The organism is Streptomyces uncialis (assembly GCF_036250755.1).
Lineage (GTDB): Bacteria > Actinomycetota > Actinomycetes > Streptomycetales > Streptomycetaceae > Streptomyces > Streptomyces uncialis.
In genome coordinates, this window is sequence record NZ_CP109583.1 from 1,207,018 (window position 1) to 1,233,096 (window position 26,079).

The following is a 26,079-nucleotide window of genomic DNA, read 5'->3' on the forward strand; positions in this document are numbered from 1 at the left end:
AGGAACACCCGATGCCGGAATGGCTTGTTCTCACCCTCGCGATGGGTGCCGCGTGCGCCGTCGTACTCGCCGTAACGCTTCTTCAGCACCGCAGGATCGGTGTCGACGACGATCCGAGCGAGACCCCGGACGTGATCGAGTACATCACCATGATGATCGGCGTGGTCTACGCGATCGTCCTGGGACTGGCCATCGCGGGCGTCTGGGAGGCCCGCAACGCGGCTCAGGACCACGTACAGGCCGAAGCGCAGGCGCTGCACGAGATCAGTGAGCGGGTACGCGTCTACCCGCCCGAAGTACGCGACCGCATCCGGGCGGACGTCAACGCGTATGTCGGCCACGTGGTCGACGTCGAGTGGAAGCGGATGGCGGAGTCCGGCGAGCTGACCGACCGGGGCACCGAACTGCTGGCGCGCCTGCGGCACGACGTGGCCGACCACCGTCCGAAGTCGGACTTCGAGGCGCAGGCGTACCAGCCGCTCCAGGACCATGTGACCGCGGCGGACCTGGCCCGCACCGAGCGCGGGAGCTCCGCGGAGCCGACGATGCCCGGCGTGGTGTGGTTCGGGCTGATCATCGGGGCGCTGGTCACGATCGGCATGGTGTTCGCGCTCCAGATCAGAAGGACCCCCCGCGAACTGCTGCTCGCGGGACTGTTCTCGGCGCTGATCGCCTTCCTGCTGTTCCTGGTGTGGGACTTCGACATGCCGTACAGCCGGGGTATCGCGGCGGGCGCCGATCCGTTCCTCAAGCTGTTCCCGGGCGCAGGGGACTGACCGCGTCCGTGCGGCGGCGCGCCGGTCGGGTCCCCCGGACGCGGTACCCGGGTTCCGCCGGCCGCCGCGGCGGGGTCCCCCGTGCGGCCCACACACGTGCCCCATTCGCCCGGCACCGATCGCGGGCCGTCGCGGGCGTACCTAGCGTGGCGCTCATCGAGGCGCATGACCGATGTGTGCGGAAGAGGTCCGCGGCTGCTCCTCGGGACCGGAGGAACTGCCCATGCGCGCGATACGCCTCGCTTCGGCGACCGTGCTGACGCTGACCGCCCTCGCCGCGACGGCCCTCGTGGCGTCCGCCGAGGACCGCGGCTCCGAGGAGGAGCGGGGGTCGGGGCACGGCAGGTTCGAGGTCGACGCCACCCCGTCGACGATCGCGGCGGGCGGACGGATCACGCTCCACGCGGACGGCTGCGACGGCGAGACCAGGGTCTCCTCGGGCGTCTTCGACACCGTGCACATCCGCAAGGGCGACCGGTCGCGGTCGGCCACCGTCGACTGGGACGCCCGGCACGGCGCGGTGTACACGGTGACGTTCACCTGTGAGCGGGAGTCCAGCCGGACCGTGGAGCTGACCATCGCGGGCGGCGGCTCCGGGGGAGACCACGAGCGTGAGCCGGGGCACGACCGCGAGCCCGGCGACGAGCAGGCGCGGCGCGGGGTGCGGGCGGGGCTCGGCGGAACACTGGCCGGCTTCGACATGGAGAAGGTCGGGCTGGGCGCCGCGCTGGTCGCGGGCGCGATCGGTACGGCGTACTACCGGACCCGGCGGCGGACGGGGGACGACGGGGCCTGAGGACCGGTGATCGGCGATGCCGGACCCGCGCACAGCCCTCCGCCCCGGACCGATGGGTCCGGGGTCGGAGGGCTGTTCCGTGCGGTCCGGGGGACGGGACGCGGAGGAGGGGGCGGTTCAGGCGCGGTTCTCGGCGCGGCGGCGCATCCAGAAGAGTCCGCCGCCGATGGCCGCGGCCGCGACGAGTCCGCCGCCGATCGCCATGTCGGTGGTGGTCGCGCCGGTCTCGCTGCTGCCGCCGAGTCCGCCGCGCACCCCGCCGATGATGGTGAAGGCGTGCGGACGGGTGATCCGTCGGCCGTCGCACTCGGCGGTGATCTCGTGCGATCCGGCGGAGGCGAAGCGGTGGACGGTGACGGTCGCCGTCGCGGAGCCCCGCCCACCGCCCCGGTCGTCGCGGCCGAGGCCGCTGAGCCGGGTGCGTTCGAAGGCGGGTGACTCCACGAAGCCGTTCTCGCAGGAGCGGCCGTCGACGGTGATGGTGAGCCTGCCGCCCGAGGCGATCACGCTCGGCATCGCGACGATGTTGCCCGGCTGGTCGCCGTTGCCACCGCCGAAGTTGTTGTTTCCGTTGTTGTTGCCGTTGTTGTTGCCACCACTGTTGTTGCCGTTGTTGTTGTGGTTGTTGTCGTTCCCGGCCGTCGCGGTGGGGGCGACGACCCCTACCGCGGCCACCACGACGGCCGAGACCGCCAGGGCACGAATTCTGCGCATGGGAATCCTCCGCTGGCAGGCGCCCCGGGGTACGGTCCCCGGTCGGTCGGCGAGAGCGCCTGTCGCAACCGACCCTCAGTTGGCGGGCCCGGGGGCGCATGTCGGGGCTCGTCCGTCCTGGTGAGCGACACGCCGGGGGAACGCCCGGCGCGCCGCAATCGCCGCAGGTCACGGACCGTCAGAAATTTCCTGCCCGGGGCGACTCGGATGGCGCACGGCGGTGCGGCCCCGCCACCCGTTCGCGCCCGCTCTGTCGCAGGCCGGGCGCGCGCGGCTTAGTTTGCTCGTAGGCACCGAGGACGTGATCCGCCGGGTCGTGTCGAGAGGGGATGGGCTGATGTCTTCGTCCCAGCCGTTCGAGGCGGAACGGCCCAGGAAGCGCGCGCCGTGGGGCGTGATAGCGCTGGTCCTGCTGACCGGTCTCGCGCTGATACGGAATGGATCGGGTGAGTTCGACACGGGTCCGCCGCAGCCCGCGTCGGCCGCGGCGGCGGACGGCCGGACGCCACGGACCGCCCCGGTGCCGGACAAGGAACTGGCGGCGCTGCCGTTCGCGCGCGCCGAGCGGGTCGCCATCCCGGCGATCCGGGTGGACGCGCCGATGATGCCGGTGCAGCTGGACGCGGAGGGGTGGGTGGACGCGCCACCGGCGGAGGACCCGAACCTGGCGGGCTGGTTCTCCGGCGCGGTCTCGCCCGGTGAGAAGGGCACCGCGGTCGTGGTCGGTCATGTGGACAACCAGCAGGGGCCGGCGGTCTTCTACGGTCTGGGGGCGCTGGAGAAGGGGAACAAGGTCGAGATCCAGCGGGCCGACGGGAAGACCGCGGTGTTCGAGATCTACGGGATCGAGGTCTACCGGAAGCAGGACTTCCCCGGGGAGCAGGTGTACGGCGGTACGGGGTATCCGGAGGTCCGGGTGATCACCTGCGGTGGGGGCTTCTCCAAGCAGAGCGGGTACGACGGGAACGTGGTGGTGTTCGCGCGGATGACCGACATCCGCTGAGGCCTCACGGGGTGCGGGTCGCCTTCGCTTGCGCCCCTGGGTGTCCTGTGCCGGGCGTACTTGTCCCCGCACAGGTCACCCCGCGCCCCTGGGTCAGCCCGGGTGAACGTCACCCCGTCCCGGCACGCACTCGGTGGGTGCGCGGTTCCCCGTCCGGCTGCGGACGGCCCTCGGTTGCTCGCGCAGTTCCCCGCGCCCCTGGATGCTGCCCCTTCGAGCCGTCCGTCCGGTGCGGGCCGGCCCTCGCCTTTTGCGCAGTTCCCCGCGCCCCTGAAGTCGCGCCCCTTGCGCCACCCGTTCGACTGCGGACGGCCCTCGGCTGCTCGCGCAGTTCCCCGCGCCCCTGAGATCGCGCCCCTTGCGCCACCCGTTCGACTGCGGACGGCCCTCGGCTGCTCGCGCAGTTCCCCGCGCCCCTGGATGCTGCCCCTTCAGGCCGTCCGTCCAGTGCGGGTCGGCCCTCGTCTTTTGCGCAGTTCCCCGCGCCCCTTTGGGGTCCTTGGCTGCTACGGGTGCTTCACTGCGGGCGGGGGCGCCCCGATAGGGGCGCGGGGAACTGCGCGAGCAACCACGAGCCACCCGCACACACACGAACACAGCAAGGGCGCCCGAAGGGGCGCGGGGAACTGCGCATCCCACGAACGACCCGCACCCGACGAAGTACGGACAGCGGTACGGACCCAGGGGCGCGAGGAACCGCGCACCCACGGGACACCCGCACGGACGTAAGTACGCCCACCCGGGCAGACCCAAGGGGCGCGAGGAACTGCGCACCCACGGGATACCCGCAGGGACGCAGGTACGCCCAGCCGGGCGGACCCAAGGGGCGCGGGGAACTGCGCACCCGCGAACGACCCGCACCCGACGGAGTACCGCCAGGGCACGGGCACCGGAACGCGAGAACCGCTGGGTCACACCCTTTCGCGTTCCGGGAGTGTCATCGTGTAGCCCTCCGCGAGGAGACCCGGGAGCCACGTCCGCAGCGCCCGGACCGTCTGCGAACGATCGCCCCCCGCGTCATGGGAGAGCACCACCACCCCGGGCCCCGCCCCCTCCCGCACGGCCCGGTTGATCGCGGTCGTACCGGGCGTCTCCCAGTCGACGGTGTCCACCGTCCACGCGAGCGGCTCCATCCCCAACTCCGCGCCGATCTCGAAGACCGCCCGGTTCCACGCCCCGTACGGCGCGCGGAACCACAGCGGCGGCTCGCCGACGGTGCGTTCGATCATGTCGCTCGTGCGCTTCATCTCGGAGCGGATCGCGGCCCGCGACAGCGAGGGCAGCAGGGGATGGCTCCAGGTGTGGTTGCCGATCACATGTCCCTCGTCGGCCATCCTGCGCAGCAGGTGCTTGTTCCAGGGGATCTGCTCCCCGCAGACGAAGAACACCGCGGGCGTGTCGTGCGCGCGCAGCACCCGCAGGATGTCGGGCGTGTACGCGGGGTCGGGTCCGTCGTCGAAGGTGAGGACCATGGTGCGGCGGCCGCAGCTGTCCACCCGCAGGATGGGGGCGCGGCGCACGGCGGGCCGGACGAGGGCACGGGTACGGGGGCGGGCCGGGGTGCCGTGCCCGGTGAGCGGCTGGAGCCGGTACGTGGAGGGCTTCATGGGCGCGATGGCCTGTGGTCCCGGCGCGGGACCACCGGTCGCTCCGGCCGCCGTACCCGTCGCGGCCGTACCGCTCGCGGCCCCGGCGGGCGGCCGGGCCCGGTCGGTTCCGAAGCAGCCCGCGGTGGCGGCGATTCCGAGGACCGCGGCGCCGCGCAACAGCGCCCTGCGGGCGGGGGTCGTCCGATCGTCTTTCATGACTAATCCGTCGCACGGCGGAACCGTTCACCGGTTCACCAACACCGGAGCGGCGCGCGAATGCACCCGATGGGAGCAAGGGGCCCGCGTGGAGGGTGTGCCGACAGGGCGCGTGGCCGTCGCCCGCGCGCCGCCGCGACCGTCCGTGCGGGGGTGCGCAGTCTTTCACGCGTCCGCCGGGCGGCGGAGGGGACGCGCCGGTGCCCACGCGTCGCCCGCCGGTGCGCCGGTGCGCGCCGACGCACCGATCGCGCGCCCTCCGACCACCCCGGACCGTGGGCTTCCGGCCGCGCCCGACCGTGAACTGCCCGCCCCCGGGAATGGGGAGCTCCCGGCGACCCGGGCCGAGGAGTCCCCGCTACCCCCGCCGGGGATCTCCGGTCGCCCGGAAACCGGGGTCAGCGGCCCAGGGTCAGGCCGTCGGCGGCGGCGCCGCGGCTGAGGACGATCTCCTTGATGCGGTCGCGGACATCGGCGGGCCCCGTACCGTCGGCGACCGCGTCGGCGTTCAGGTTCACGACCCGGCCGCTCCCGGTGTCGATCCACTGCGGCAGGAACTCGGCCTTGCTCACCCGCCAGCGCTCACCGGGGCGGGCCGGGGGCGCGAAGGTGAAGCGTCCGATGCTGCTCTCGTTGCCGCGGGCGTCCCAGTCGCCCTCGTGGTTGACCATCCGACCGGCGATCTGGTCGCCCATGCCGTAGACGATCCAGGTGCCGTTGACCTTCTCGTAGGCCTGCGGGACATGGGCGTGCGTACCGATGATCAGATCGATGGCGGGCAGGTCGCCGCTGCGGGCCGCGGTCAGCTGCTCGCCGACGGCCAGTTGGTCCTCGTCCGGCTCGTCCTGCCATTCGGTGCCCCAGTGCAGGGAGGTGACGACCACGTCGGCGCCCGCCTCCCGGGCGGCGCGGGCGTCCTCCAGGATCAGTTCCGGTTCCATCGGGCTGACGGCCCACGGTCTGTCCTCGGGCAGCGGCTTGTTGGTGCCGTAGGTGTAGGAGAGGTGGGCGACCTTGGCACCACCGGCGCGCAGCCAGGCCGGGGTACGGGCCTCGGTCGCGGTGCGGGCGGTGCCGGAGTGCCGTACGCCCGCCTTGTCCAGGGCGTCGAGGGTGCGGTCGATGCCCTCGGGCCCGTCGTCCAGGGAGTGGTTGGTGGCGGTCGAGCAGGAGTCGTAGCCCGTGGCGGCGAGCGCGGCGGCGATCTCGGGCGGTGACCGGAAGTCCGGGTAGCCGGTGTAGTCGCCGTCGGCGCCGTACACCGTCTCCGCGTGGCAGATCGCCAGGTCCGCGCCGGAGATCACCGGGCGGACCCCGGCGAGCATCGGGCGGAAGTCGTAGCCGTCGCCGCCGGAGTCGGACTGCGCGCGGCGGATGATCGAGTCGTGCGGGAGGACGTCCCCGGTGGCGGCGAGGGTGAAGCCGCGGGCGCCGCCGCCCGGCGTGCCCGAGGCGCCCGCGCTGCCCGAGGCGCCCGCACCGGCCGACGTACCCGCGCTGCCGGGGGCGCCCGACTTCCCGGCGGCACCCGACTTCCCGGGGCGGGCGGACCCGTCGGCGGTGGTGTCCGGTCGCCGGTCCCGGTCCGGGCCCTGGCCGGGCGCGGTGTCCCCGCCCGCGCAGGCCGTGGCGGTGGCGCCGAGCAGCAGCACGGCGAGGACAGTGAGCGTCCGTCCGGAGGGGACGGGACGTGGACGCCCGGGACACGGGCATGGAGGTTGGTGCGAGGTCATGGAACCGGCTCCCCGTCGCTGCGCATGTCGCCGAGAGGTCGGGGGAGGCGCGGTACGCGGGTGCGGTGCGCGCCTCCGCACACTCGGCGTTCGTCATATGGTCGGACGGGACGACTCCATAGCGGAACGGTGAGGGCCACAAGCGGCCACGCCGTGGCGGTCACCCGTTAGGCGCGTCCCAGCACCCCCATCCGTCACCGAGCGTTACGGGTGCCACCTCTCCCCCACCCCCGCCCAGGGCCACTCCAGCCACCCCGCAACCGGCGCGCGCGGCCCCTCTCCAGGTGCTCTCCCGGCCTTCCCGGGTCGATTCCGAGCCACTTGTGACACATCTCACGTTTCACGCATCACTCTTTCGGTGCGTGACGATCACCGCACCCACGACCCCCGCATGTGCCCAAGGCGCGACGCAGAGTAGCGGAATTGACCATTCCGTTGCGCCTGATGCGACAGGAGAGCCCAACTGCGGCCCCCGGGACGGCCCTGGGAGCAAGAAAGCGCGTGCACTCCCCCGCATCCGCGGTACCCCACCCCCGCGCACACCCGGTGCGCGGCGGAGCTCTTCCCGATTCACCGTCACATTCCGCCACCGGCGGCCGTAATGTGAGGGCTCGGCCGATCGGACGCCGGGACTCCCCCGCCCCGCGCGTCACCCCTGTGCCCTGCCGTCCCAGGGATGCGCATCCCTGGCAGGTCATATGCGAAAGCACGGAGTCGACTTGAGTGGAGTCGGGCCCGGCAACGTGTCTCACCATGAAGGCCCTTCGCCACGACCGGCGCGGGGTTGCGCGGGGGCGCGTAGGTCCGAGAGAAGGTGGAACGGTGCTGCCCGACAAGACGAACGGCACGAGTGGCGACGAACTCGTGATCCCCATGGCCTGGCTGTACGCGGAGTACATCGCGGACGAGGTGCTCCGCACAGGTGACCTCGTCCCGTCCAGCACGCTCGAATTCCGGGCCGGGCGGCAGACGCTCGCCCTCACCGCCTATCTGTCCGACCTCAACGACGAACTGTCCGGTATCCGGGTCGTCTCGCAGTTCGACGAGTGGCTCTCCCTCACCGCGTACGGCAACCCCTGGCAGGAGTGGGTGCGTGACCGACTCGCGTGCCTCGGCGCCCAGGAGCGCGCCCGGGGCCGCGCCAACCCCGATCTGCGGCTGGCCGAGGCCGCCTGGCGATGGCTGGAGCGGACCGAACTCCTCGCCCCTGACCTGGACACGGGCCTGAACTGGCCCCGCGGCGGATTCCCGGTCGACGAGAACGAACAGGTGTGGACGCCCGCGTGGCAGCTCGGGGTGCCGCTCGGACATCTCGCCATCCATCTGTTCTGATCCGCGTCCGGCGGGCCACCGGCGGACGGCCGGGGCGCCGCCGGTCCCCCTTCTTGTCGTTTTTCCCATGGGTTTGAGCAAAAGCGGAAGAAGTTCCGTACTTCAGGGCGGCACACCGACCCCGTACCCGAGGACCGCCCATGAGCCCGCAAGCGCGGCACCAGGACGTCGCCGCCTACGCTCTCGGCGTCCTGGAACCGGCCGACGCCATCCGCTTCGAGGAACACCTCGACGAGTGCGTGGCGTGCATGGTCCGGCTCGGTGACCTGTCCCGGGTGGTCACGCTCCTGGCGCCGTTCGAAGGGCCCCGGGCCGAGGAACGGCCGCCCCTGGAACGGCCTTCCGGGGAACTCCTCGACCGGCTGCTGACCGAGGTGGGCGCCCGGCAGACCCGACGCCGGACCCTGCGGATGCGGCTGATCGGAGCCGCCGCCGCGCTGGTCCTCGGCGCGCCCCTCGCCGCGTACACGCTCGGCGGCCACGGGCCGGACGCACCGCACCCGCCGGTGGCCGGCGCCCCGGCCGTCCAGAGTCTGCGCGGGACCGATCCGCTCAGCGGGGCCAGGGCCTCCGTACGGCTGACGGACCGCCGCTGGGGCACCGAGGTGGCGCTCAGCCTGGCCCGGGTCCAGGGCCCGCTGGTCTGCGCGCTGATCGCGGTGGGCCGCGACGGCACCCGGCAGACCGTGGCCACCTGGGCGGTACCGGCACCCGGCGGACGTGATGTCCTGGGGGCCGTGGACCGGCGCGAAGCCCCGGTGATCTCGGGCGGCACCGCGCTCCCCCGCGCGGACATCGCCCGGTTCGAGATCCGGACCAGGGACGGACGGCTGCTGATGACGGTGAATCCCTGAGCCCGGTACGGTCAGCTGCTCACCGGCCGCCCGCCGTCCGGGCCTCAGCGGGGCGGTGACACCAGCCCCAGCTCGTACGCCGTGATGACGAGCTGGACCCGGTCGCGGGCCGCGAGCTTGGTGAACAGCCGCCCCACATGCGCCTTGGCGGTGGCCGGGCTGATGACGAGCCGTTCGGCGATCTCCGCGTTGGACAGCCCGCCGCCGACCAGGGTGAGCACCTCCCGCTCCCGGTGGGTGATACCTCCGATCACCGGCCGGGGCGGCACGGGCTCGGGCCGTGCCGCGAACTCCGCGATCAGACGGCCCGTCACCCGGGGCGCGAGCAGGGCGTCGCCCCGGGCCACCACCCGCACGGCGGCCAGGATCTCGTCCAGGTCCATGTCCTTGACCAGGAAGCCGCCGGCGCCCGCGCGCAGCGCCCCGTACACATACGCGTCGTCGTCGAACGTGGTGAGGACGAGGACGCGCGCCCGGCCGGGGCCCGTGGTGATCAGCCGGGTGGCCTCGATCCCGTCCATACCGGGCATCCGGATGTCCATCACGACCACGTCCGGGGCGAGTTCCCGGGTCAGCCGGACCGCTTCCGCGCCGTCGCCCGCCTCCCCGACGACCCGCAGCCCGGGGCTGCCGGACATCAGGACCCGCAGCCCGGCGCGGACCAGCGGCTGGTCGTCGACGAGCAGTACCCCGACCGTGGGATCGCGGTCCCCGGGAGCGGTGGGGCCGGTCATCGCGCGGCCACCGGGACCGGCAGCCGGGCGGCCACCTCGAAGCCGCCGCCGGGGCGGGGCCCCGCGGTGCAGCGGCCACGCAGCAGCGCCGCGCGTTCGCGCATCCCGGTGATGCCGTAGCCATGGCCCGGGGTCCGGCGGCCCCGGCCGTCGTCGGTGACGGTGAGGGACAGCGCGCCGTCCCCGTAGTCGACGACCACCCGGCAGCGGGGCGTCGCGGCATGGCGTATCACGTTGGTGATCGACTCCTGGACGATACGGAACCCGGCCGCCTCCAGATCGGCGGGGAGCGGGCGCCGTTGACCGCGGAACTCGATGTCGACGTGGACGCCCGCGTCCCGCGCGGTGGCGACCAGCCGGCCGAGGTCCGCGAGGGTGGGCGCGGGGTCCAGCGGCGGCGCCTGGGGGTCGGTGTGCCGAAGCGCCCCGAGCATGTGCCGCAGTCCGGCGAGGGTGTCCCTGCTGGTGGTCTCGATGGCGGCGAGCGCGGCCTTCGCCTCGTCCGGATGGCCGGCGATGACCCGGCGGCCCACCCCGGCCTGGATGGCGATGGCGCCGATGCTGTGGGCGACCATGTCGTGCAGTTCGCGGGCGATACGCAGCCGTTCGGCGGTGACGGCGTGGGCCGCCGCCTCGGCCCGTACCGTCTCGGCGTGCTCGCGGCGCTCATGGATCAGATGGGCGGTGGTCCAGGTGGCGGCGAGCCCGAGGACCAGGAACATCACGGAGGAGAGGTGGTTGTCCGCACCGGTGCGGTAGTGGCCGACGAGGGCGACATGGGTGCCGAGCGCGAGCACGGCGGCCGTCGCGGTGCGCGCCGTGCCCCCCTGCCCGGCGGCGATCCGGCCGACGACCGCGTAGGACAGCAGGGCCTGGAGGGTGGCGAGCTGCCAGCCAGGGCCCTCGAACCCGGGCATGAACGGCTGGCGCGCGGCGGCCGAGGCGAAGGTGACGACGGCGGGGAACGAGCCCGCGAGGATCAGCAGCAGGGCGGGCAGCGGCCGTCGGCGCACCAGGGGCAGCGTCAGGACGGCGAGCGCGGCGAACGGCAGGAGCCGTACCCCGGTCGGCTCGCGTTCGTCCATCGCCGTGACGCACAGCAGCACGGGATAGGCGAGGGCCCCGGTCCAGGCCAGGAACTCCGTCGCGGCCGGGGGCAGTCGCCTCGGACCGCGCTCACGCGGCGCGATGTTCATGGGCCGATGATAGGGACGGCGTCCCACCGGGGCATCGGCCCGTGGGCGTACGCCCGGGGGCCACCCCCGGGTCCCGGAGTGCGGCCGGTCGCCCGATGACCGGGCGGGCCGGTGCGCGGGACCGTGGCGGCATGATCGAAGTCGACGATGTCACCAAGCGGTACGGCCGCACGACCGCCGTGCACGGCCTGTCCTTCACCGTGGCCCCCGGCCAGGTCACCGGATTCCTCGGGCCCAACGGCGCCGGGAAGTCCACCACGTTGCGGATGGTCCTCGGGCTGACCTCGCCCACCAGCGGTACCGTCACCGTCGGCGGGCGGCGCTTTCGCGGGCTGCCACGCGGGCTGCGCGAGGTGGGGGCGCTGCTCGACGCGGGCGACGCGCACGGCGGACGGACGGCCCGCGCCCATCTGGCGGCGCTGGCGCGCGGCAACGGACTGCCCCGGCGCCGGGTGGACGAGGTCCTCGCGCGGACGGGTCTCACGTCGGTGGCCGGGCGCCGGGTCGGCGGGTTCTCGCTGGGGATGCGGCAGCGGCTGGGGATCGCCGGGGCGCTGCTCGGTGATCCGCCGGTGCTGCTGTTCGACGAGCCCCTGAACGGCCTCGACCCGGAGGGCATCCGCTGGGTGCGGGGGCTCTTCCGGCGGCTGGCGGACGAGGGCCGTACCGTCCTGGTGTCCAGTCATCTGATGCGGGAGATGGAGCACACCGCGCAGCGGCTGATCGTCATCGGCCGGGGCGAGCTCATCGCCACCGGGACCCTCGCGGAGTTCGCGGCGGCGGACACCACGACGGATGTGTCGGTACGGACCCCGGACCCGGCGGCGCTCGCCACGGCGCTGGGCGGCCCGGGGGTGGAGGTCCGGGTGGAGGACGACGGCTCGTGCGCGGTGACCGGGCTGACGGCCCGGCGGATCGGTGATCTGGCGCTGCTCCACCGGATACCCCTGCACGGGCTGACACCCCGGCGGGCCTCGTTGGAGGAGACGTTCATGGGACTGACCTCCGACAGTGTCGAGTACGGATCGGGGAACGCGCGATGACGTCCCCGAGCGGATCGGCCTCCCCGGCGTACCGGAGCCGGTCGGCGCCCCGGGTCCGGTTCACGGATCTGACGGCCGCCGAGTGGCTGAAGCTGTGGTCGCTGCGTTCGACGTGCTGGGTGCTCGGGGTGTGCGCGGTCGTGGTGACCGGTATCAACGCGAACTCCGCGCGGTCCAACGCGGACCGGCTGGCCGGTCAGGCCGTGTCGCCGCCGTATCCGCCGCCCGGCGGCGTCGACCGGCCGTTCCTGTTCGATCCGCTGGCGACCGCGTTCACGGAACCGGCCTGGCAGATCCTGATGGCGGTCGCGGGGGCGGTCGGGGCCGCGGTGCTCTCCGGTGAGTACGCGACGGGACTTGTCCGGACGACCTTCGCGGCGGTGCCCGACCGGCGGTCCCTGCTGGCCGCGAAGACCCTGGTGGTGACGGTCGCCCTGCTGGGTTTCGGGGCCGTCGTGTCGGGGGCCTCCTTCGGGCTGACGCAAGCGCTGCTGCGGGACCACGGAGGGCTGTCCCTCACCGGTCCCGGGGCGCTGCGGGCGGTGGTGGGTTCGGCGCTGCTCGCCCCGCTGTGCGGGCTGGTCGGGATGGCGACGGCCGCCGTGGTGCGGCACGCGGCGGGCAGCGCGGTGGGGACCGCCGGGCTGCTCCTGCTGGTGCCCGCGCTGTTCCGGGGCGACACCTACCGCTGGGTGGCGGAGATCGGCAACAGCATGCCGTTCAGCGCGTGGGAAGCGCTGGTCCAGAACCCGGAGCGCGACCACGGCGTCGCGAAGTACCCGGTCGGGGTCGCCGAGGCCTGGCTGGTGTACGGGACCTGGTCGGTCGCGGCGGTCGTCGTCGCCGTGGTGGTGACCGACCGCCGGGACGTGTGAGGCAGGGGCCCGGGTCACTTGAGGAAGCGGGACATCCGGCGGTCGGCGAGGGGACGGCCGCCGGTCTGGCAGGTGGGGCAGTACTGGAGCGAGGAGTCGCTGAAGGACACCTCGCGGATGGTGTCACCGCAGACGGGGCACGCCTCGCCGGTACGGCCGTGCACCCGCAGCCCGCTCTTCTTCTCCGCCTTCAGCCGCCCGGCGGCGAGCCCCCGGGAGCGCTCGACGGCTTCGGTGAGCGTCGAGCGGGTCGCCTCGTGGAGGATGTGGATGTCCTCGGCGGTCAGATCGGCGGCCAGCTTGTACGGGGACATCTTCGCGGCGTGCAGGATCTCGTCGCTGTAGGCGTTGCCGATCCCGGCGATCAGACCCTGGTCGCGCAGCGCGCCCTTGATCCGGCGGCGTTCCCCGTCGAGCAGCCGGGTCAGGGCCGCCTCGTCGAAGGAGTCCGCGAGCGGGTCGGGGCCGAGCCGGGCGATACCGGGGACCGTCAAGGGGTCGCCGACGACATGGACGGCGAGCCGTTTCTGGGTGCCCGCCTCGGTGAGGTCGAAGCCCTGGCCGTTCGCCAGCGCGACCCGCAGCGCGAGCGGGCCCTTGCCGGGACGCGGGAGTCCGTCCGGGAGCGGATCCCGCCAGCGGAGCCAGCCGGCACGCGCCAGATGCGTCACCAGCCAGGGGCCGTCGCGGGTGGCCAGGGCGAGGAACTTGCCGTACCGGCCGACGGAGACGACCTCGCGGCCTTCGAGCGCGGTCAGGGGCGGGTCGTACGTCTTCAGGACACTGATCGCCACCGGCAGCACCCGGACGATCTCGTGCCCCACCAGATGCTCGCCGAGGAAGTCCCTCAGCGCCTCCACCTCGGGCAGTTCGGGCATGGCTCCAGCGTCACACGAGGCCGGAGCCGACGCCTCGCGGAGGCCCGGGGACACCGCGTGGGACGGCCGGGGCGCGCGGGACGGGCCAGGAGTCGGACGGGGTGGGCCCGGTGCGGGCGGGTCGGATGCGGGGTGGGCCGGGTGCGGGGCAGGTCGTGCGAGGTGCGTCAGGTACGGGGTGGGACGACGAACTCGCTCCATACGCATTTGCCGCTGCCGCGCGCCTCCACGCCCCACACGTCCGCCAGCTGGTCGACCAGCAGCAGTCCGCGCCCCGAGACCCCGGAGTCCCCCGCGTCGCGGCGGCGGGGCAGCGCGCTGGAGGGGTCCTCGACATCGACCCGCAGACGGCGTTCCGTACCGGCGAGGACGCGCAGGGTGACGACGGCGGGGCCGTCGGTGTGGACGAGCGCGTTGGTGATCATCTCGTCGGCGACGAGTTCGATGTCGTCCGCGCGGTCCCGGGCGCCCCAGGCCGCGACGGCGGAGCGGATCATCCGGCGCGCGTCGCGCAGCGCCCGGGGGTCCCCGGCGGTCACCCGGTGCTGGAGACGGCCGCCGGACTGCGGGGCGCCCACCCCGAGGCGGCGCAGCAGCAGCAGGGCGACGTCGTCGTCGCCGCCGCGTTCGTCGGCCGCCGCGCAGAGCCGGTCCGCGAGGCGCTGGAGGTCGCGGGGGCCGTCCTCGACCAGGGCGGTCAGCGCCAGCAGCCCGTCGTCGAGGTCGGCGCCGGGCTGCTCGACCAGGCCGTCGGTGCACAGCAGCAGGGTCTGGCCGGGGTCGAGCTCGATGGTCGTGACGGGGTAGTCGAGCCGGCCGAACTCGGCGGAGAGCCCGAGCGGCATCCCTCCTTCGACGGGCTGGCGGCGGCAGGTGCCGTCGGTGTGCCGGACCAGCGGGTCGAGGTGTCCGGCGCGGACGAGCTGGACGACACCGGTGGACAGGTCGGCCTCGGCGTAGAGGCAGGTCGCGAAGCGCGCCGTGTCGAGTTCATGGAGGAAGACGGAGGCACGCGCCATCACGGTGGCGGGGGTGTGGCCCTCGGCCGCGTAGGCGCGCAGCACGATCCGGAGCTGACCCATGACGGCGGCGGCGTGGGTGTCATGGCCCTGGACGTCGCCGATCATGGCGCCGACCCGGCCGCCGGGCAGCGGAATCACGTCGTACCAGTCGCCGCCGACGTCCCGGCCGAGGGACGCCGAGCGGTAGCGGACGGCGAGGTCGGCGCCGGGGACGGCCGGGATGGTGCGGGGCAGCATGGCTTTCTGGAGGCCGGTGGCGAGGTCCTTCTCCTGTTCGTAGAACATCGCGCGGCGCAGCCCCTGGGCGATGCTGCTGCCGAGGGCGACGAGGACGTCGCGTTCCTCCTCGGAGAAGCCGTACCGGTCGTGGTAGAGCAGTCCGAGGGCGCCGATCGGCCGGGCCTGCGCGATCAGCGGGAGGTAGGCGGCCGAGGTGATCCGCAGATCGGTGAGGTGCGGCCACAGCACCGGGTACGACTCGGCGAACTCCTCCGGCGACTCGATGAAGCGGGGTGCCAGCGTCCGTACGACCTCGCTCATCGGGTAGGGCTCGTCGATCCGGGTGACCCGGGTGCCCGGTACGAAGCTCCCGGCCGGGCCCTCGGCGACCAGCCGGATACGCCCGGCCTCGACCAGCCCGAGGACGAGGCTCTTCGCCCCGAGATGGGTCAGGCCCCGGGAGTCCTTGAGCACGTCGATGATGTCCTGGACGGTCCGGGCGTGGGCGAGCGACTCGGTGGCGACCTGCACGACGCTGGTCCGGCGGCCGACCGCCTCCGGTCCGGTGGGCCGGGCCCGTACGGCGCGGTCGTTCAGCTCGAAGGTGGCGTCCCGCACGATGCCGACGATGCGCCGGGGCCGCCCGGACGCGTCCCGCCGGACATGGGCCTGGGTGTGCGTCCAGCGCGGGGTGCCGTCCCGGCGGCGTACCCGGAAGTAGCTGCCGTAGTCGGTGCTGCCGCTCTTCATGGCCTCGGCGACCCGCGCGTCCAGCCGCTGGGCGTCGATCCGGGGGACGCGTGAGGCGAGGCTCGCGGGCAGCCCGTCGAACTCGCCGGGTGTGAGGTCGAACAGCTCGTGGGCCGTCCGGTCCAGATGCAGGCGTCCGGTGTCGAGGTCCCAGTCGAAACTGCCCATGCGGTTGAACGACAGGATCGCTTCCGGGTCGGCGGGCCAGTCGTCCGGGAGTGACAGGTCCCCCGCGCCCCGTTCAACCATGGGGCCACCTTGCCACTACTTGTCCGATTGTTCGACTCGTCGGCGGCGGATTTCCGTCCGCCGCTGCCACCAGCGCTGCCGCCGGGACGGGAACGGGGAGCGGACCGGCGTGTCCTGCCACGGGGAGCCCGCCCCGGGTCACCGAACGTCACAATGGGCGGGTGCGGTGGTTCACGGAGCCCGACTACTGGCTCGCCCGGCTGATCTTCCAGCGCACCCTGGCCGCCGTCTATCTGACCGCGTTCCTCGGGGCCGCGCTCCAGTTCCGAGCGCTGCTGGGCGAACACGGCATGCTCCCGGTGCGCCGGTACGTGGCGCGGACCCCGTTCCGTCGGGCGCCGAGCGTCTTCCACCTCCGCTCCGACGACCGGTTCCTCGCCTGCTGGGCCTGGACGGGCTGCGCGGTGTCGGCCGCGCTGCTGGCCGGGGCCGACGCGCTGCTCCCGCTGTGGGCCGGGATGCTGCTGTGGGCGGTGCCCTGGGTGATGTACCTGTCGGTCGTGAACGTCGGGCAGACCTGGTACGGCTTCGGCTGGGAGTCCCTGCTGCTGGAGACCGGGTTCCTCGCGGTGTTCCTCGGCAACGACGAGGTGGCGCCGCCGGTGCTGGTCCTGTTGCTGCTGCGCTGGGTGCTGTTCCGGGTGGAGTTCGGCGCCGGACTGATCAAGATCCGGGGTGACGAGTGCTGGCGGAAGCTGACCTGTCTCGACCATCACCATGAGACCCAGCCGATGCCGGGCCCGCTGAGCCGGTTCTTCCATCACCTCCCGAAGCCGGTGCACCGGGTGGAGGTGGCGGCGAACCACGTCACGCAGCTCGCGCTGCCGCCGCTGCTGTTCACCCCGCAGCCGGTCGCGGGCTGGGCGGCGGCGCTGATGATCGTCACCCAGCTGTGGCTGGTCCTCTCGGGCAACTTCGCCTGGCTGAACTGGCTGACGATCGCGCTCGCCGCCTCCGCCCTGGACCTCTCCGGGCCGGCGGGTCCCCGGGAGTTCCCCCCGGCCCCGGTCTGGTACGAGGCGGTGGTGATCGCCGTGACGGTACTGGTCGCCGTCCTCAGCTACCGCCCGGCCCGCAATCTGCTGTCCCGGCGGCAGGTCATGAACCGTTCCTTCGACCCGCTGCACCTGGTCAACACCTACGGCGCCTTCGGCAGCGTCAGCCGGGTCCGGTACGAGATCGTCGTCGAGGGCACCGCCGAGCGCACCCCCCGGACGGACACGGGATGGCGGGTGTACGAGTTCCCGGGCAAGCCGACGGACGTCCGGCGGCGGCCGGGGCAGTTCGCGCCGTACCATCTGCGGCTCGACTGGATGATGTGGTTCGCGGCCCTCTCCCCCGCGTACGCCCGCCCCTGGTTCGGCGCGTTCGTGGAACGTCTGCTGTCGGGTGACCGCGACACCCTGCGGCTGCTGCGCCACTCCCCCTTCCCACCGGACGCGCCACCCCGGTACGTACGGGCACGGCTGTTCCGCTACCGGTTCACGTCCCGGGCGCACCGGCGCGAGACCGGGGCGTACTGGGAGCGGACCTATGTACGGGACTTCCTGCCGCCGACCCGGCTGGACCCGGACGACGACCGGTGACCCACGACCGGCCGGGCGCACGGCATGCGGCATACGGCCCGGCGCACGGACCAGTGCCCGCGCCCGCGCCCGCTCCGATCCCGGCGTCCCGGTGTCCGCTCAGGTCCCCACGTCCGCCGGGGTGACGACCTCGCGGATGCCGCGTGCCGCGAGATGCGCGGTGTCCCCGGCGCGACCGGCCAGCACCAGGGCGGGCCGCACCCCTTCGGCGCTGAGCCGGGCGAACGCCTCGGACACCGGGCCGCCCGGCGCGCAGACGGAACGCCGGGGCGCGTCCTCCTCGTCGCCCGCGTCGACGGCGAGAGCGATCCCGCGCGGGGCGGGCCGGTGCGGCGCCTCCCGCTGTTCGCGGGCGATCCGGGCGACCTCCTCGCCCGCGGGCTTGACCCGGCGGTCCTCCGTCAGCAGTCCCAGGCTGTACTCCAGCTCGGGGAAGTCGGCGAGCGAACGGGACACGTCGTGCGAGCACCACCAGGTGATCCCCCAGAGGTCCTCGCAGTCCAGCGCGGCGTCGACCGTGGCGCGGGTGAACGCGGCGGCGTGCTCGGCCGGGATCAGCGGCGCGGGCGCGCCGACCTCCTGGAGCCAGACCGGGCGGTGCGGGTCGTCGGCCCAGGCCTTGGACAGCTCCACCAGGTACGCCGCGTGCTGTTCGGTGGCCGTCCCGGTGCGTCCGTGGCGCTGCGCGGTCCCGTTGAACACCCAGGAGTGCACGGCGGTGACCGCGCCGAGCCGGGCGGCCTGGGCCGGGGTGAAGGGCTGGTCGTCCTGGTACCAGGTGGCGTCGTACTCGGCGTGCAGATGGGTCCTGCCGGGCGCGCCCTCCTCGCAGGCGGCGAGCAGCCGCCGCAGCCAGCGTCCGGCCTCGTCGGTGGTGGCCGGGTCGGGGTCGGGGTGGGGCCCGGCGGCGAACTGGTTGATCTCGTTGCCGATGGTCATACCGATGAAGTTGGGCCGGTCGGCGAGCGCGGCGGCGAGGGTCCGCAGATAGTCGGCCTGGCCGGACACGACGTCCGGGTCGGTGAAGAGGTTGCGGCGGTGCCAGGTCCGGGTCCAGGAGGGCACGAAGTCGAAGCTCGACAGATGCCCTTGGAGACCGTCGACATTGACGTCCAGACCGCGCTCGGCCGCCGCGTCCGCGAGCTGGACGAGCTGCTCCACGGCGCGCGGACGGATCAGGGAACGATTCGGCTGGAAATAGGGCCAGATCGGGAAGACCCTGATGTGGTCGAGACCGAGGGCGGCGATGGAGTCGAGATCGGCGCGGACGGCGTCGATCTCGAAGTCCAGCCAGTGGTGGAACCATCCCTGGCTGGGGGTGTAGTTGACGCCGAAACGGACTGCGGAGGGCATAGGGGTCCCGGTGCTCGGATCTCCAGGGGAACGAACTCCTGGACGATCTTTCCCGCGGAGTCCTCCGATGTCCAGGTTCTTCCCGCCCCCGGAGCGGGACCCCGGAAGCCGGGTCCGGAGGGGGGTGCCCCCCCGGACCCACGGCCTCCGCTCCGGCCAGGAACATGGAGCGGACCCCGCCGCACGGGGCGGCGGCGGACCGGTGTCAGTCCACGCTGGGCAGGATGTGCGGCTCGGCGAGGTCGTCCTCGTAACCAGCGAGCCGGATGGGGGCGGACCGCGACCACACCTCCAGGCTGCCGAGGGCTTCGGCCTTGCGACGGGTGGTCCGGTCGCCGGTGTCGACGGGTTGTTCGCTGGTGGTCTTCTCTGGTGTCACCGCGCACTCCTTCTGTGTCGGGTCACCCTCCGGGCGTCCTGGCCCACCGTGTCAGCGGGCGCCTGACGCCCGATCGGGCGTGGATAGAGGCAGTTCGGACGCGGTGGCGCCGGCAACTCGCTGGGAGCGGACCGTGTGAGCGGTTCGCCCCGGGACGGACCATGGGGACGGGTAGGCCCCCTTGGTGCTGTCCGTCCGGTACAGACTAACCATCTGAGCGGGCCAGCGCTCTATAGGGCTGACAAGAAGTGCGACCCTTCACGGTCGCATGGTGTTCATTCGGCCATGATCCGCCGGACGGCGCACCCGCTCGGACCGGCCGGACGGCCCGGACGGGCAACGCCGCACGTCAGCCCGCTCCGTGCGGGGCCCCGGAAGGGCGGGGGGACAGGTGGAGGGACGGCCCGGACGCGGGCCCCCCGCACGGCTGCTCCGTCCGGGTGAGGACGGTCACGGCGGTCACGGCGGCCATGGCGGCGGCCGGGCGGGCGGGGCGGACGGCCAGGGCAAGGGCAAGGGCAAGGGACGGGGGCAGAGGAGGGCGCCCGAGGAGTGAGCTCGGGAAAGGCGGGAAGGGCGGCGCGGCTCAGGGCAGCGAGGCTCCCGCCCGTTCGCCGCTCGCCGGGACCCGTTCACCATTGGCCGGGGTCGTTCACCGCTCGCCGGGGTCCGTTCACCGTTGGCCCGGGACCTGCTCGCCAGGTCCCCTTCACCCCTCGCCGGAGCCGTTCACCACTTGCCGGGCGCGTAGTCCTTCATGAAGACGCCGTACAGGTCCTCGCCCGCCTCACCGCGCACGATCGGGTCGTACACCCGGGCCGCGCCGTCGATGAGGTCCAGCGGGGCGTGGAATCCGGCGTCGGCGAGCCGCATCTTGTCGGGGTGCGGGCGCTCGTCGGTGATCCAGCCCGTGTCGACGGCGGTCATCAGGATGCGGTCCTGGTCGTACATCTCCTGCGCGCTGGTGCGGGTGAGCATGTTGAGCGCGGCCTTGGCCATGTTGGTGTGCGGGTGGCCGGCGCCCTTGTAGCCGCGGTTGAAGACGCCCTCCATCGCGGACACGTTGACGATGTAGGCGCGGCGGGCCCCGGCGGCGACGGCGGCGGTCATGGCCGGGCGCAGTCGGCTGATGAGGATGAACGGGGCGGTCGAGTTGCAGAGCTGCACCTCAAGGAGCTCGACGGGGTCGACCTCGTCGACGGTCTGCACCCAGCTGTTGCTGGCGTGCAGATCGGGTACGAGGCCGCCCGCGTCGATCGCGGTACCGGCGGCGATGCGCTCCAGGGAGGCCGAGCCGGAGACCAGGGCCAGCTCGGTGATGTCCTGGGCGGAGAGTCCTCCGGTGCGGGCGGCGGGCAGCGCGGCGACCGCGCCGGAGCCGAAGGTGCCGATGACCTCGGCGGCGGGCAGTTCACCGGCGGGTACCGGCGCGGACTCGGCGGCGAGCAGTTCGCTGTACGCCTGCGGGGAGCGGCGTACGGTCTGGGCGGCGTTGTTGATGAGGATGTCGAGGGGTCCGGCCGCGCTCACGGAGTCCGCGAGGGCGACGACCTGCGCCGGGTCACGCAGATCGATGCCGACGACCTTCAGCCGGTGCATCCAGTCGGGGCTGTCGGGCATCGCCTTGAAGCGGCGGACGGCGTCGTTGGGGAACCGGGTGGTGATCGTGGTGTGCGCGCCGTCGCGGAGCAGCCGCAGCGCGATGTACATGCCGATCTTGGCGCGTCCGCCGGTGAGCAGGGCCCGCTTGCCGGTGAGGTCGGCCCCGGCGTCGCGCCTGGTCCGGTTGGTGGCGGCGCAGTCCCGGCAGAGCTGGTGGTAGAACGCGTCGACCTCGACGTAGCGCGCCTTGCAGGTGTAGCAGGACCGGGGCCGCTGGAGTATCCCGGCGAGTTCCCCGGCTGCGGTGCCGGAGGGCAGGAGGCCCTGGGTCTCGTCGTCGATGCGCTCGGCGGAGCCGGTGGCGGTCGCCTCGGTGACGGCCTTGTCGTGGGCGGTCTTCGAGGCCCGGCGCTCCTGGCGGCGGCGCTGCTTCACCGTCCGGTAGATCCCGGCGGTGGCGCGCCGCACGGCGATCGCGTCGGGGTGGTCCACCTCCAGCTTGTCGAGCTCTTCGAGCACGCCCAGACAGACGGCGAGACGTTCCGGGTCGATGCCCGGACCGTACGTGGGGATGTCCTCGATCGCCGTCATGCCGTTCCTCGTGCCGCTCGTACCGCCGCTGTCCCCGGGCACGGCCGGTGGGCCGGGTGCCGTGGGTCCTCTGAAAGCGGAACTTTACGGGAGGTACGAGTCCCGGCGCCAAACAGCGCGCTGTCCGGTCGGACACACCCCCGCCGCGGGGTGCGGGAGGCCCCTGCCGGACAGGGTTGCCCGGGTCGCGGGTCAGCCGTCGGTGGCCGCGGCGAGGGCCGCCAGTTCGGTGGTCAGGGCCCGGGCCAGCGCGTCGAGGTCGGGGACGGCGACGGCGTCGGCGACCAGCCCGAAGTGCACCCGCCCCCGGTAGGTGGAGACGGCGACCGCGAGGGACTGGCCGTGGGCGAGGGGGGCGAGCGGGTAGACCTCGGTGAGCGGGCAGCCGCCGAGGCGCAGGCCCAGGCTGGGCAGCGGGACGCTGGTGACGAGGATGTCGAAGAGGAGCCGTGCCGCCTGCGCGACCACGGGTCCGCTGACCCGGTGGCCGAGCGCGGGCACATGGTCCGCGAGCAGGGCGATCGCTCCGGCGCCCCGGTGCGGGCCCGCGTCCTTGTTGCGGTCCATGGCGGCGCGGACGGAGCGCAGCCTGGCCAGCGGGTCGGGTTCGCCGACCGGGAGCCGGACGAGATAGCCGGAGAGCCGGTTGCCCTGGGGGTGGGCGGTGCGGGGGCGGCGCCGGGAGACGGGGATCAGGGCCCTCGGCGCGACCCCTTCGCTGGACTCGCCGCGGCCCTCCAGCCAGCGCCGCAGCGCTCCGGCGACCAGGGCGATCAGGACGTCGTTGACGGTGCCGCCCGCGGACTTGCGGACCCGGTGCACATCGTCCAGATCGAGGACGACGCCCGCGGTGCGGCGGGTGCCGGTGGGGCGGGAGGTGAGGGCGGGGGTGGAGCGCACGTCCCAGGTGGCGCGGGCCACGGCTGCGCCGATGTCGAGGGCCCGGGTGAGGTCGGCGACGGTCCCGAGCAGCCGTCCGGACAGCGGCCGGGGAGCGGCCCGGTCGGGGGCACGCCGCCCGGGCGGCGAGGCGGAGGCCGGGACGGACGGGGGACGGCCCGGGAGTCCGCCGGGGTCCATGATCGCGGCGCCGAGGGTCAGGGCGCGCAGACCGTCCGCGAGGGCGTGATGGAACTTGAACAGCACGGCGAACGAGGTGCCGTCGCCCTCGGCGGGCAGGACGACTGCCTCCCACGGGGGTTTCGCGCGGTCCAGGGGGTGCCCCATGGCGGTGGCGGCCGCCGCGTGGAAGTCGGCCACGGGTTCGGCGAGCCGGACGTGTTCCAGGGGGTCGAAGTCGGCTGCCGGTACCCGGGCGGCGCCGCCGACGGGCACCGTGACGTCCCTGATCCGCATCCGCAGTCCGGGTACGGCGGCGGCCCGGGTGGCGAGCAGTTCGGCGGCGTGCCGGGCGGCTCCGGGCGCGTCGGCGGTGAAGACGCCGAGTGCCGCGAGGTGCATGGGGTGCCCGGCCGACTCCATGTTCCAGAAGGCCAGGTCGAGGGGGGCCAGCGGCTGGGTGCCCATGCTCTGCTCTCGCGTCGGGTGCTTCGGATGCTGCGGGACGGGGTGGGCGGCGGAATCGGCGGCACGGGTCGGTGCCGCGGAAGGGGCGGGTGCGACGGGACGGTGCGGGGGTGCGATGGGTACGCAGTCAATCCCCGGGGGCGGCCATGGTCAAGCACCCCGGTGCTACGCACAGTTAACAACGCGTGAAGTCCCCGTCCCGGCCGCCCCGTCCCGCCCGGCAAGGCATCCGTACCCGGCCGGGCACACCGTCGCGCCGGGTACGGATGCCCTGCCGGCCCGCTCAGGGGCGGTCGGCGGCGGTGTGCAGGGCGGGCATCGCCGCGGCCGGCCGGGTGCCCCAGGCAGAGGGTGCCTCACCGACGGTGAACGCCAGTTCCCGCAGTCCTCGCAGCTCGCCGGAGGTCAGATACGTACGGGGATGGTCGGTGCCGTCGGTGCGCACCCGCTGGATGTAGCGCCGGTCGGACGTGGTGCCGGGTGCCCGGAGGGTGAGGCCGCCGCGTGGGTGGTGGCGGCGGTCGAGGGTGAGGTCGACCCGGTCGAACACCGGTGTGGACAGGCCCCATACGGCGCTGCCCGGCCGGATCGGATACAGCCCCAGCGCGGACAGCACATGCCAGGCCGACATGGTGCCGAGGTCGTCGTTGCCGGTCATCCCCGTGGGCGTGTCGGTGTAGAGGGTGAGGGCGGCGTGCACCACGTCGGTGGTGGCCCAGGGCTTGCCGGTCGACAGATAGGTGTAGGGGGCGATGAGGTCGGGTTCGTTCTGCGGGTTGTACTTGTCCGCGTTGTAGTACTCGTACGGTCCGTCGACCCAGACCTCCCGGGCCGTGCGGGCGGGGTCGGCGAGCAGCCGGTCGTAGGCGAAGAAGGTGTCGAGACGCGCGTTGGTGGCGTCCGGCCCGCCGAGCAGCCCGATCAGGCCCGGCAGGTCCTGGGGGACGAGCCACTGGTACTGCCAGGCGGTGCCCTCGTGGAAGCCCGAACCGCGGGCCGGGTCGGCGGGGCCTGTGAACGCCCCGTCGCCGTCCCGGGGTCGGAAGAAGCCGGTGTCCGGGTCGAACACCGAGCGGTAGTTGCGGGCGCGGGCCGCGTAGCGGCGGGCGTCGGCGTGGTGGCCGAGGTCGCGGGCCATCTCGCCCAGGGCCGCGTCGGCGAGCGCGTACTCCAGGGTGGCGGAGCCCCCGTGGTCGTGGTCGGAGTCGCCGGGCTTGGTGTGCGGGCGGCCTTCCAGATGGGGTACGTACCCGCGTTCCAGATAGGCGGCGTTGGCCTCGCGGCCGACGGCCGGTGAGCCGGGCGGCGGTACCCCGTCGGCGTTGCGGCGCAGCGCGCGGTACGCCCGCTGTTCATGGCCGCGCAGCAGGCCCTGCTGATAGGCGTTGGTGAGGAAGGGGGTGACCGGGTCGCCGGTCATGATGTTCGTCTCGACCGTGCCGTAGCCCCATTTGGGCAGCCAGCCGCCCTCCTCGCCCACGCGCAGCACCGACAGCGCCATGTCCCGTGACTCGCGGGGGGCCAGCAGGGCGAGGAGCTGCGCCTGGGTGCGGTAGGTGTCCCACAGGGACCAGTTCTGGTAGTAGGTGAAGCCCCGGGCGCGGTGCACCCGTCCGTCCCAGCCCCGGTAGCGGCCGTCGGTGTCGCTGCCGGTGTTGGGGGCGAGGAAGGACCGGTACAGCGAGGAGTAGAAGGTCCGGCGCAGGGTCCGGTCGCCGCCGTGGGCGCGGACGTCGTGGAGCCGGTCCTCCCACGCGGCGCGCGCGGCCTGCCGCACCCGGCTGAAGGAACGGCCGCCCTCGGCGCGCAGATTGCGGGCGGCGCCCCGGGCGTCGACGTAGGACAGGGCGGTAGTGGCCTCGACGGTCCGGTCGCCCCGGGTGTCGAAGCGGACCCAGGCGCCGCTCCGGCCGGTGGTCGCGGCGGCGCGGGTGCTCCCGTCGGTGACGGTCGCGCCCTGCCAGGTGCCGTACGCGGTGAAGGGCCGGTCGAAGCGGGTGAGGGTGTGGACGGTGTAGGGCTCGGTGGCCTGGCAGAAGCCGCTGCCGGTGATGCTGGTGCGGATGGTGCGGTCGTCGAGGATCTCGACGGCGCTGGCACGGTTGCGGTGCAGCGCCTGGCCCGCGTTGAGCAGGACGTTGGCACGGTCGGTGGCGGGGAAGGTGTAGCGCTGGACGCCGGTGCGGCGGGACGCGGTGAGTTCGGCGCGTACGCCGTTGCCGAGGCCCACCCGGTAGTAGCCGGGCCCGGCGGCCTCGTCGGTGTGCCGGAAGGGGACGGCGTAGCGGGCGTTGTCGGTGGCCGTGATGTCACCGGTGGTCGGCAGCACGGGCAGGTCACCGCCGATCCGGCAGCCGACACCGGAGAGATGGACGGCGGAGAAGCCGCGGATACGGGTGTCGGCGTGGTCGTAGCCGGTGTTGTGCCCGGTGTCCGGCGAGAGCTGGACCATGCCGAACGGCACGGCGGCGCCGGGGTAGGTGTTGCCTTCGTTGGCGGTGCCGATGAACGGGTTCACCAGATCGGTGAGCCGCTCGGTCCGGGCGGTGGCGTCGTACGGCGCGACCGCGTCGGCGGCGGGGGCGGCGAGCGCGCCGCCGAGCAGGGCCAGTGCCGTGACCGCGCCGGCCGAGCGCGGGTGCGGGCGCCGGGTCCATCGCCGGGTCCATCGCATGGGGAAGTCCTCCGGGAGGGGGGTGACATCGTCGCCGGGCCGCGCCGGACGCGGGTGTGACCGGGCGCGGCGGGGGTGGGCGCGCGCCGGGCCGAGGGGGCGTCGGAAGAGGTGCCCGGCGGGGGCGGAGGCGGGGGGCGGAAGGGGACCGGGCGGGGACGGCATGGTCGGTGCGGCGTGCCGCCCGTGGTGCCCGAGTCGGCCGCGATGTCGGGGAGGCTCATTCTTGGAGCCCCCGGCGGGAGCGTCAAGGAGCCGGGCGGGGCGCCCGCGCCACTCCCCCGTACGGCCGTCATCACCGGTGTCCGGTGATGGAACGGACTCCCTTGTCCGGCGGAGGGGTTGGGCGACCGCCGTACGAGGCAACATCCAGGTACCCGGTACGGGT

The 26,079-nt window shown here is 73.7% G+C and carries 20 protein-coding genes; 8 read left to right on the forward strand and 12 right to left on the reverse strand.

What is annotated here, in order from left to right; translation table 11 throughout:
- Nucleotides 1-11 precede the first annotated feature (11 nt).
- The gene (locus OG711_RS04590; RefSeq protein ID WP_266505661.1) at nucleotides 12-776 is read left to right on the forward strand and encodes a bestrophin-like domain; all 765 of its coding nucleotides are present in this window, start codon (nucleotides 12-14) and stop codon (nucleotides 774-776) included.
- 223 nt (nucleotides 777-999) lie between these two features.
- Nucleotides 1,000-1,572 carry a hypothetical protein gene (locus OG711_RS04595; RefSeq protein WP_329558471.1) on the forward strand — a complete coding sequence of 191 codons (573 nt, stop codon included), beginning with the start codon at nucleotides 1,000-1,002 and terminating at the stop codon, nucleotides 1,570-1,572.
- A 117-nt stretch (nucleotides 1,573-1,689) separates the two neighbouring features.
- Here the strand turns inward: OG711_RS04595 and OG711_RS04600 are convergent, their stop codons facing one another.
- A complete protein-coding gene (locus OG711_RS04600; RefSeq protein WP_073786689.1) occupies nucleotides 1,690-2,286 on the reverse strand; it encodes a hypothetical protein in 597 nt (198 codons plus the stop codon).
- 337 nt (nucleotides 2,287-2,623) lie between these two features.
- Here OG711_RS04600 and OG711_RS04605 point away from each other — a divergent pair, with 337 nt between their 5' ends.
- Nucleotides 2,624-3,289 carry a class F sortase gene (locus tag OG711_RS04605; RefSeq protein WP_073786692.1) on the forward strand — a complete coding sequence of 222 codons (666 nt, stop codon included), beginning with the start codon at nucleotides 2,624-2,626 and terminating at the stop codon, nucleotides 3,287-3,289.
- A gap of 911 nt (nucleotides 3,290-4,200) precedes the next feature.
- Here the strand turns inward: OG711_RS04605 and OG711_RS04610 are convergent.
- Nucleotides 4,201-5,094 carry a polysaccharide deacetylase family protein gene (locus tag OG711_RS04610; protein ID WP_329558472.1) on the reverse strand — a complete coding sequence of 298 codons (894 nt, stop codon included), beginning with the start codon at nucleotides 5,092-5,094 and terminating at the stop codon, nucleotides 4,201-4,203.
- A gap of 398 nt (nucleotides 5,095-5,492) precedes the next feature.
- On the reverse strand, nucleotides 5,493-6,827 hold the full coding sequence (locus OG711_RS04615; protein WP_405672735.1) for a CapA family protein: 1,335 nt from the start codon (nucleotides 6,825-6,827) through the stop codon (nucleotides 5,493-5,495).
- Between the two features lie 873 nt (nucleotides 6,828-7,700).
- On the opposite strand from OG711_RS04615, the gene OG711_RS04620 reads away from it, so the two are divergent.
- Nucleotides 7,701-8,159, forward strand: coding sequence for a hypothetical protein (locus tag OG711_RS04620; RefSeq protein WP_073787734.1), 459 nt, complete (start codon nucleotides 7,701-7,703; stop codon nucleotides 8,157-8,159).
- Between the two features lie 140 nt (nucleotides 8,160-8,299).
- Nucleotides 8,300-9,013 (forward strand): anti-sigma factor family protein, encoded by a 714-nt coding sequence (locus OG711_RS04625; RefSeq protein ID WP_329558474.1) that lies wholly within the window; start codon nucleotides 8,300-8,302, stop codon nucleotides 9,011-9,013.
- Between the two features lie 44 nt (nucleotides 9,014-9,057).
- On the opposite strand, the gene OG711_RS04630 is transcribed toward OG711_RS04625, so the two are convergent.
- Together OG711_RS04630 and OG711_RS04635 are read right to left on the reverse strand one after the other, a co-directional pair.
- Nucleotides 9,058-9,747 (reverse strand): response regulator, encoded by a 690-nt coding sequence (locus OG711_RS04630; RefSeq protein WP_099279857.1) that lies wholly within the window; start codon nucleotides 9,745-9,747, stop codon nucleotides 9,058-9,060.
- Complete coding sequence (locus OG711_RS04635) at nucleotides 9,744-10,943, reverse strand: sensor histidine kinase (protein WP_329558475.1); 1,200 nt, start codon at nucleotides 10,941-10,943, stop codon at nucleotides 9,744-9,746. Before OG711_RS04635 ends, OG711_RS04630 begins: the two co-directional genes overlap by 4 nt.
- A gap of 131 nt (nucleotides 10,944-11,074) precedes the next feature.
- Here OG711_RS04635 and OG711_RS04640 point away from each other — a divergent pair, with 131 nt between their 5' ends.
- Together OG711_RS04640 and OG711_RS04645 are read left to right on the forward strand one after the other, a co-directional pair.
- On the forward strand, nucleotides 11,075-11,986 hold the full coding sequence (locus OG711_RS04640; RefSeq protein ID WP_329558476.1) for an ABC transporter ATP-binding protein: 912 nt from the start codon (nucleotides 11,075-11,077) through the stop codon (nucleotides 11,984-11,986).
- Nucleotides 11,983-12,861, forward strand: a complete 879-nt coding sequence (locus tag OG711_RS04645) for an ABC transporter permease (RefSeq protein ID WP_329558477.1) — start codon at nucleotides 11,983-11,985, stop codon at nucleotides 12,859-12,861. The genes OG711_RS04640 and OG711_RS04645 overlap by 4 nt, the downstream gene beginning before the upstream one ends.
- A 14-nt stretch (nucleotides 12,862-12,875) precedes the next feature.
- On the opposite strand, the gene OG711_RS04650 is transcribed toward OG711_RS04645, so the two are convergent.
- A complete protein-coding gene (locus OG711_RS04650; RefSeq protein ID WP_266505684.1) occupies nucleotides 12,876-13,739 on the reverse strand; it encodes an Fpg/Nei family DNA glycosylase in 864 nt (287 codons plus the stop codon).
- A gap of 167 nt (nucleotides 13,740-13,906) precedes the next feature.
- Nucleotides 13,907-15,979 carry a SpoIIE family protein phosphatase gene (locus OG711_RS04655; protein WP_329558478.1) on the reverse strand — a complete coding sequence of 691 codons (2,073 nt, stop codon included), beginning with the start codon at nucleotides 15,977-15,979 and terminating at the stop codon, nucleotides 13,907-13,909.
- 161 nt (nucleotides 15,980-16,140) lie between these two features.
- On the opposite strand from OG711_RS04655, the gene OG711_RS04660 reads away from it, so the two are divergent.
- Nucleotides 16,141-17,565, forward strand: a complete 1,425-nt coding sequence (locus OG711_RS04660; protein ID WP_329558479.1) for a lipase maturation factor family protein — start codon at nucleotides 16,141-16,143, stop codon at nucleotides 17,563-17,565.
- A 99-nt stretch (nucleotides 17,566-17,664) separates the two neighbouring features.
- On the opposite strand, the gene OG711_RS04665 is transcribed toward OG711_RS04660, so the two are convergent.
- The 5 genes from OG711_RS04665 to OG711_RS04685 all read right to left on the reverse strand — a co-directional run bounded on the left by OG711_RS04665 (nucleotide 17,665) and on the right by OG711_RS04685 (nucleotide 25,691).
- Nucleotides 17,665-18,918, reverse strand: coding sequence for a glycoside hydrolase 5 family protein (locus OG711_RS04665; RefSeq protein ID WP_266505691.1), 1,254 nt, complete (start codon nucleotides 18,916-18,918; stop codon nucleotides 17,665-17,667).
- A 205-nt stretch (nucleotides 18,919-19,123) separates the two neighbouring features.
- Nucleotides 19,124-19,297 (reverse strand): hypothetical protein, encoded by a 174-nt coding sequence (locus tag OG711_RS04670; RefSeq protein ID WP_178390988.1) that lies wholly within the window; start codon nucleotides 19,295-19,297, stop codon nucleotides 19,124-19,126.
- Nucleotides 19,298-20,026: 729 nt separating this feature from the next.
- Nucleotides 20,027-21,490, reverse strand: a complete 1,464-nt coding sequence (locus tag OG711_RS04675; protein ID WP_073786712.1) for an SDR family NAD(P)-dependent oxidoreductase — start codon at nucleotides 21,488-21,490, stop codon at nucleotides 20,027-20,029.
- A gap of 192 nt (nucleotides 21,491-21,682) precedes the next feature.
- Nucleotides 21,683-23,017 (reverse strand): wax ester/triacylglycerol synthase family O-acyltransferase, encoded by a 1,335-nt coding sequence (locus tag OG711_RS04680; RefSeq protein ID WP_329558480.1) that lies wholly within the window; start codon nucleotides 23,015-23,017, stop codon nucleotides 21,683-21,685.
- A gap of 283 nt (nucleotides 23,018-23,300) precedes the next feature.
- Nucleotides 23,301-25,691: a GH92 family glycosyl hydrolase gene (locus tag OG711_RS04685; protein ID WP_329558481.1), complete on the reverse strand. Its 2,391-nt coding sequence runs from the start codon at nucleotides 25,689-25,691 to the stop codon at nucleotides 23,301-23,303.
- Nucleotides 25,692-26,079 lie beyond the last annotated feature (388 nt).

Bases quoted from the DNA above. Each gene is read 5' to 3' on its own strand.
- OG711_RS04645 (WP_329558477.1), top strand. From the start codon at position 11,983: ATGACGTCCCCGAGCGGATCGGCCTCCCCGGCGTACCGGAGCCGGTCG.
- OG711_RS04600 (WP_073786689.1), bottom strand. From the start codon at position 2,286: ATGCGCAGAATTCGTGCCCTGGCGGTCTCGGCCGTCGTGGTGGCCGCG.
- OG711_RS04625 (WP_329558474.1), top strand. From the start codon at position 8,300: ATGAGCCCGCAAGCGCGGCACCAGGACGTCGCCGCCTACGCTCTCGGC.
- OG711_RS04635 (WP_329558475.1), bottom strand. From the start codon at position 10,943: ATGAACATCGCGCCGCGTGAGCGCGGTCCGAGGCGACTGCCCCCGGCC.
- OG711_RS04620 (WP_073787734.1), top strand. From the start codon at position 7,701: ATGGCCTGGCTGTACGCGGAGTACATCGCGGACGAGGTGCTCCGCACA.
- OG711_RS04680 (WP_329558480.1), bottom strand. From the start codon at position 23,017: ATGGGCACCCAGCCGCTGGCCCCCCTCGACCTGGCCTTCTGGAACATG.
- OG711_RS04610 (WP_329558472.1), bottom strand. From the start codon at position 5,094: ATGAAAGACGATCGGACGACCCCCGCCCGCAGGGCGCTGTTGCGCGGC.
- OG711_RS04685 (WP_329558481.1), bottom strand. From the start codon at position 25,691: ATGCGATGGACCCGGCGATGGACCCGGCGCCCGCACCCGCGCTCGGCC.
- OG711_RS04675 (WP_073786712.1), bottom strand. From the start codon at position 21,490: ATGACGGCGATCGAGGACATCCCCACGTACGGTCCGGGCATCGACCCG.
- OG711_RS04595 (WP_329558471.1), top strand. From the start codon at position 1,000: ATGCGCGCGATACGCCTCGCTTCGGCGACCGTGCTGACGCTGACCGCC.
- OG711_RS04640 (WP_329558476.1), top strand. From the start codon at position 11,075: ATGATCGAAGTCGACGATGTCACCAAGCGGTACGGCCGCACGACCGCC.
- OG711_RS04650 (WP_266505684.1), bottom strand. From the start codon at position 13,739: ATGCCCGAACTGCCCGAGGTGGAGGCGCTGAGGGACTTCCTCGGCGAG.
- OG711_RS04605 (WP_073786692.1), top strand. From the start codon at position 2,624: ATGTCTTCGTCCCAGCCGTTCGAGGCGGAACGGCCCAGGAAGCGCGCG.
- OG711_RS04615 (WP_405672735.1), bottom strand. From the start codon at position 6,827: ATGACCTCGCACCAACCTCCATGCCCGTGTCCCGGGCGTCCACGTCCC.
- OG711_RS04655 (WP_329558478.1), bottom strand. From the start codon at position 15,979: ATGGTTGAACGGGGCGCGGGGGACCTGTCACTCCCGGACGACTGGCCC.
- OG711_RS04630 (WP_099279857.1), bottom strand. From the start codon at position 9,747: ATGACCGGCCCCACCGCTCCCGGGGACCGCGATCCCACGGTCGGGGTA.
- OG711_RS04590 (WP_266505661.1), top strand. From the start codon at position 12: ATGCCGGAATGGCTTGTTCTCACCCTCGCGATGGGTGCCGCGTGCGCC.
- OG711_RS04665 (WP_266505691.1), bottom strand. From the start codon at position 18,918: ATGCCCTCCGCAGTCCGTTTCGGCGTCAACTACACCCCCAGCCAGGGA.